5 protein-coding genes are annotated in these 5,611 nt (G+C 42.5%); 4 read left to right on the top strand and 1 reads right to left on the bottom strand.

Features of this window, described 5'->3' with window-relative positions:
* Positions 1–288 precede the first annotated feature (288 nt).
* Positions 289–1,149 carry a DUF3737 family protein gene (locus J6U00_RS05930; protein WP_296580133.1) on the bottom strand — a complete coding sequence of 287 codons (861 nt, stop codon included), beginning with the start codon at positions 1,147–1,149 and terminating at the stop codon, positions 289–291.
* A 252-nt stretch (positions 1,150–1,401) separates the two neighbouring features.
* Here J6U00_RS05930 and J6U00_RS05935 point away from each other — a divergent pair, with 252 nt between their 5' ends.
* The 4 genes from J6U00_RS05935 to J6U00_RS05950 all read left to right on the top strand — a co-directional run.
* Positions 1,402–1,956 carry a sigma-70 family RNA polymerase sigma factor gene (locus tag J6U00_RS05935; RefSeq protein WP_296580135.1) on the top strand — a complete coding sequence of 185 codons (555 nt, stop codon included), beginning with the start codon at positions 1,402–1,404 and terminating at the stop codon, positions 1,954–1,956.
* A gap of 12 nt (positions 1,957–1,968) precedes the next feature.
* The gene (locus J6U00_RS05940; protein WP_296580136.1) at positions 1,969–3,717 is read left to right on the top strand and encodes a hypothetical protein; all 1,749 of its coding nucleotides are present in this window, start codon (positions 1,969–1,971) and stop codon (positions 3,715–3,717) included.
* Positions 3,718–3,926: 209 nt separating this feature from the next.
* On the top strand, positions 3,927–4,763 hold the full coding sequence (locus tag J6U00_RS05945) for a pyridoxamine kinase (RefSeq protein ID WP_296580137.1): 837 nt from the start codon (positions 3,927–3,929) through the stop codon (positions 4,761–4,763).
* A 109-nt stretch (positions 4,764–4,872) separates the two neighbouring features.
* A partial coding sequence (locus J6U00_RS05950; protein ID WP_296580139.1) for a SigB/SigF/SigG family RNA polymerase sigma factor occupies positions 4,873–5,611 on the top strand: 739 nt, incomplete at its 3' end.

A 5,611-nucleotide genomic window follows, 5' to 3' on the forward strand; every position in this document is an offset into this window, starting at 1 on the left:
TTCCCTCCATATATCTGCCGCATTTACTTTGCTACTACTAAGTTGATAGTTATCAGACTTTGCTGCTTTTGGCCAGCTTATCTATCGTAGCCCAGCCTTATATGCGATTTCTGTTCGTCAGACCAGAGGTTTGCTTACAGCTTCCTTCAGATTCCTCCTCGCGACGGACACCCTTGCTGTTCGGCTATACACTTCCCACTATCTGGGCGTGTTCGGGACTTTCACCCGTTAGATTGTGCCCATGTCGGGCAAACCAAAAAAGGCGTTCATGATGAACGCCTTTACGTTTTATATATGCTGGCTTATAAGCTGATCCTCGCATATAATCTTAGTGCGCATAGGATTGACCTTATCCTGTTCAAGTATTATAACGCCGATCGAATCAGCCTTTATTATACCTGACAAGGGATTTCTGATACTGTCGATCTTTCCGATTATATCAGCATTTACTGTTGAATACTCAAAAGCAAAGATAGTATTCGGGAGCTTGCAGTTCTTCATCATAAGATTCTCAATGTAACACATTCCCTCACGGCTTTCGATAGTGCAGTTGATAAGAGAAATATTTCTTGAATTCCAGCCAAAGCACTTTCCTTTTATTGTTGAGTTGTAAATAACAACGTTTTCGCTGTTCCAGAAAGCATCGCGGCTGTTTATAACAGAATTGCGTACAGTAACATTGTGAACTCCGTCAAAAGCATATCCGCCTTCGACTTCAAGTCCATTAATCTCCATTCCGTCACAGTCCATAGCAAAATAATCACCGTTAACTTTTACTCTGTCAATGCGTACATTGTTGCATTTCCATAAAACCTCGTCACCATTCGGAAAACTTACGTTCCTAAGAGTCACTCGGTCACAGCGCCGGAAGCATTTTGGCGCTTCAACGATGATATCGTCTGCTCCGACTTCTTTTGCATACCATATAGCGGCGCGTCCGTCCTCTGTCATCATGCAGTTTTTGAGCTTTATCATCTCGCTGTGCCATAACGGGAATTTAGAAGAAAAAGTACTGTCTGAAAGCTTGATATAACTGCTGCGTTTCAGCGGCGCTTCTCCGTAGCCGAAGGAAGTTCCGCTTATCTGGAGACCGTTCGCCTGATAAAGAGCTCTTTCCCCCGAAAAATGCTCATTGCGGATCTCTTTCATAAAATCTCACTCCTTATTATATATCATTAAGACATTAAAGTATCTAACGACCTTACACAACATTATATCACACAATTTGGTATAAAGCAACATTAAATCCAAAAGAAAAACTGAATTAATTGTTAATGGCGCAAAAGAGATAACAATAACTTTTTCTTTTACAATTTAAGCGCAACACTTTACATTCTGTCCCCGTATGTGTATAATGAAAGCATAACGTATACGCAGAGCTTTTCACGGGGAGGTGGGACGATGACTGAAAACGAAATAAAGCTTATCATGCAGAAGTCAAGGGACGAAGGCTTCAAAGCGCTGTTTGACGAGTACTGGAGCTACGCTTATACAATAATATACAACGTGCTGCGCGGTTCGGCAAGCAGAAACGATATCGAGGACTGCACCGCCGATGTTCTCAGCGATGTGATTCTAAGCTATGATACGGACCGCGAGGGCTCGCTGAAAGCTTATATCGGTACAACAGCCAAACGGCGTGCTATTGACGTAAAGCGCTCTGTTTCCGCAAAGAGCAGCGTCCCTCTTGACGATGAGGATTCTCCAGATATCCCGTCAGGAGAAAACATTGAGATACAAGCTGAAAACGCTGGTATATCCGCTTTGCTGCTACAGAAGATCGAAGAACTCGGCCAGCCCGACGCTTCGATAATCATACAGAAATACTTCTACGACCGCAGCTCTACAGAAACAGCAAAAGTACTCGGCATGAATCCAATAACTGTAAGGAGCCGTCTCCGGAGGGCATTGAAAAAACTTAAAACCGTTCTTACGGATATGGACATAACGATTTAAAGGAGGATCAGTATGAAAAAGAATATCTCCGATATACTCCACAATGCCGACGACGGGACTGTTGAACGCATTGCGGATAAATACAAGGCTGCTGACGACAAGACTTTCGAAAGTATATACGATAAATGCATCTCGCGTATCGGAACCGAATATGAACAGGTCGAGTTCATGAAGGCTGAGACTGTACGCAGAGCTCCAAGGTTCTATCCTGTACTTGCTGTTATGTGCTGCCTTATGATAATAGGCGGAAGTATGGCTGTTTTGCTTAAAATGAAAGGAAATAAGCCTCTGCCGGTAGTTGATTCTCAGGATGTCTCGACTACAGAAGCGACCGAAGCGAAGACGACTATTGCAGCAAATGAACATTCGCCTTCCGAAATAACTGCTGCCACGACTTCTTCCGACAGTAATACCGGTAAGAATACCAAGCCCACTGAAACAGAAACTGCTATGACTAAAATCACGAACAACAGCGAACTCTGGCGTTCAACGGTAAAGGCAGGTCCGGGAGTATATTTTACAAACACAACAAAAACGACGACACAAACTACCGCAAAAACAACCGCAGACACCCGCGTAACTACCGAAAACCCGTACATCGCACAGCCAAAGGCAAAGATAATAACAACTAAGGATATCATTTCACTTTCTGCAAAGAAGGACGACCTGACATGGTCGGATTTTGAGGAGTACAACTATACGGACATCGGTTCGGGGCTCTATATATGGCAGCTCTGCACAAGCGAAGGCTATACTCTCAAGGTCGGCGGAGGCGATCTCGCGGAAAAGCCCATTTATATCAACCTTGTGAGGGATTCTACGGGAGAAAGCATTGATATCCGCTATAATGACGTTTCCGACTTCATTAATGCGCCGCATCTGTCAACCTCAATAAGCTCGATACTCAGCACAAAGCTGCACTACAGCGACATTACAGCCGACGGTGTACAAAGCCTTGAGGTCTCAAATACTTATTACGGTAATAACAAACCCGAAAAGCTGACATATAATGAAATAAATCAGATATTATCGCTCATCAAGAATGTTAAATTTGTAAAGAAAGATAAGTATTTCGGCTCGTCGAGCATAAACTACAGCACTATAAGAATCACCACACATAACGGCAGTACAGTTAACTTTGTTATACAGGGAAATTCCTTTGGAATAGGCAACTATGAGGGATACGAAGCAGAGCCGGAATCCCTGAGAGCGCTTGATGATTACGTTATCTCGATACTGACTAATATTCCCGAACCAATTACAGTAGATGTAAGCGGCGATTCCGTTTACTGCTGGCATGATTTCTTGAACTCAGAAGAAAGCTATAATTACAGAAACATTGCCGAAAAGAGAATAATTTCCTCATTCCCCGATATCGTTTTCATCTGGAAAGGACATGAGTACACTATTTATGTTGAAAAGAACGGAACACAAATTGCTTCGATCGCCGGGATGCCGATTTGGAGTGCCTATTTCACAGACATTAACGGCGACGGTTCTCCCGAGCTGTGTATGACGGTCTCGTTTGGCAGCGGCATAGTTGATGAACACATAATCGTATATGACCTGCGAAATGAAAAGGAATACACCCTTTGGGAAAGAATGGAATACGATTACGTTCTTTTCATGGAAAATGGTGAACTTTTCGTCCGTAAGAACGATTACGAGAAAAGTATAAGCAGCTTCTGGGAAGACCATATAGGAGAAAAAGGCAAGCTGAGAATAGAGAACAATGAGCTCGTATTCGTACCCGTCTCATAATACGCCGAAAGTTTTAAAATTCTCCGCATTAGCCAGCTCCCATTGATGAAAAATGGATTACCGAGCCCGAAATTACGGGCTCGGTAATTTTATGCAGTGATTTCGCCGGAGGGGGGCATTGCGGAGCTTTTTCCATTCCCTGTATTGACAAAGATGTTTATTTAGGGTATAATCAAAAATTGATGAATACATAAGAAAGAATGATGATAATGAAAAAGATCGTAACGATACAGGATATATCATGCTTTGGCAAATGCTCCCTGACTGTTGCTCTGCCCATTATATCCGCTATGGGTATAGAGACAGCAGTTATACCTACCGCTGTTCTCTCAACCCATACAGGTGAGGGATTCAAAAACTACACCTTCCGCGATCTTACAAGTGATATTCCTTCTATCGCAGCACACTGGAAAAGCATGGATTTAAATTTTAACGCGCTGTATACAGGATATCTTGGCTCTCCTGAACAAGTCGATATCGTCTCGGATTTTTTTGACGACTTTGGCACAAATGAAAACAGGATAATCGTTGACCCTGTCCTCGGTGACGCCGGAAGGCTTTACGCAGGCTTCACAAATAGTTTTGTTGAAAAAATGAAAAAGATCTGTGCTAGAGCTGATTATATAGTGCCTAATATGACAGAGGTTTCATTCCTGCTCGGTATTCCATACACCGAAATCTACAGTGAAGAGTATGTTATGGACGTTCTGCGCAGACTTGCAGAACTTGGCTGTAAAACGCCTGTGATAACCGGAGTACACTACGACGATATAAAACAAGGTGCTGCCGCTTACGACTCTGAAAATGACAGATTCTATTTCTCCTTTGACAAGAATATAAACTACCGCTTTCATGGTACAGGAGATATTTTCAGCAGTGTATTTACCGGAGCCTGTACCCTTGGTATGGATATACAGCAATGTCTCGATATCGCTGTTAGATTCACTCTTGACTGTATCGAAGCTACAATTCCACACATAGACGAAACATGGTACGGAAGTTGCTTTGAGCTCTGCCTCGGTAAGCTTATTGACTATGTAAAATAATATCACCTTAAAAAGCAGACTTGTCTGCTTTTTTTGTTATCTTTTTCCTGTGATTACATTGTCACTACAGGGCAATAATATCCTTACAGATTATTGTGGAGGATATACTATGGCATATAATAAAGTCGTTATCGCAGGAATAAATACTTCCGAGCTTGAAGTTCTTAAAGAAAGTGAAAAGATCGCGTTACTTAAAGAGATACGCTCTAACGGCAGCAAAACTGCCCGTGACAAACTCGTAAACGGGAATCTGAGGCTTGTTTTAAGTGTGATACAGCGTTTCACAGGTCGTGGCGTAGATATAGACGATCTATTCCAGATAGGCGTAATCGGACTAATAAAAGCGATAAACAATTTTGATCTTTCCAAGGAAGTACGATTCTCAACATACTGCGTTCCTATGATAACCGGAGAACTGAGAAGATATCTTCGTGACAACAGTCACGTAAAAGTCAGTCGCTCACTACGTGATCTTGCATACAAGGCTATACAAGCAAAGGAGCGGCTTACATTCACACTCAGCCGCGAACCAACTATGGATGAGATTGCTTCCGAAATAAACGAAAAACGTTCCGAAATTGTAATAGCACTTGAAAGCATAAGCGACCCTGTATCTTTATACGAGCCAGTATACTCCGACACCGAAGATACATTGTATATCATGGATCAGATAAGCGATTTAAACGGTGTTGAAAGCCGTATGGACGAACTAGCTATACGTGACGCTATCAAAGGACTCGGAGAACGCGAAAGAAGTATTCTCTATCTCAGATTTTTCCACGGGAAAACTCAAACTGAAGTTGCAGCTGAGATAGGAATATCGCAGGCTCAGGTCTCAAGGCTTGAAA

Origin of the sequence: Ruminococcus sp. (genome assembly GCF_017650195.1) — a bacterium.
Lineage (GTDB): Bacteria > Bacillota > Clostridia > Oscillospirales > Ruminococcaceae > Ruminococcus.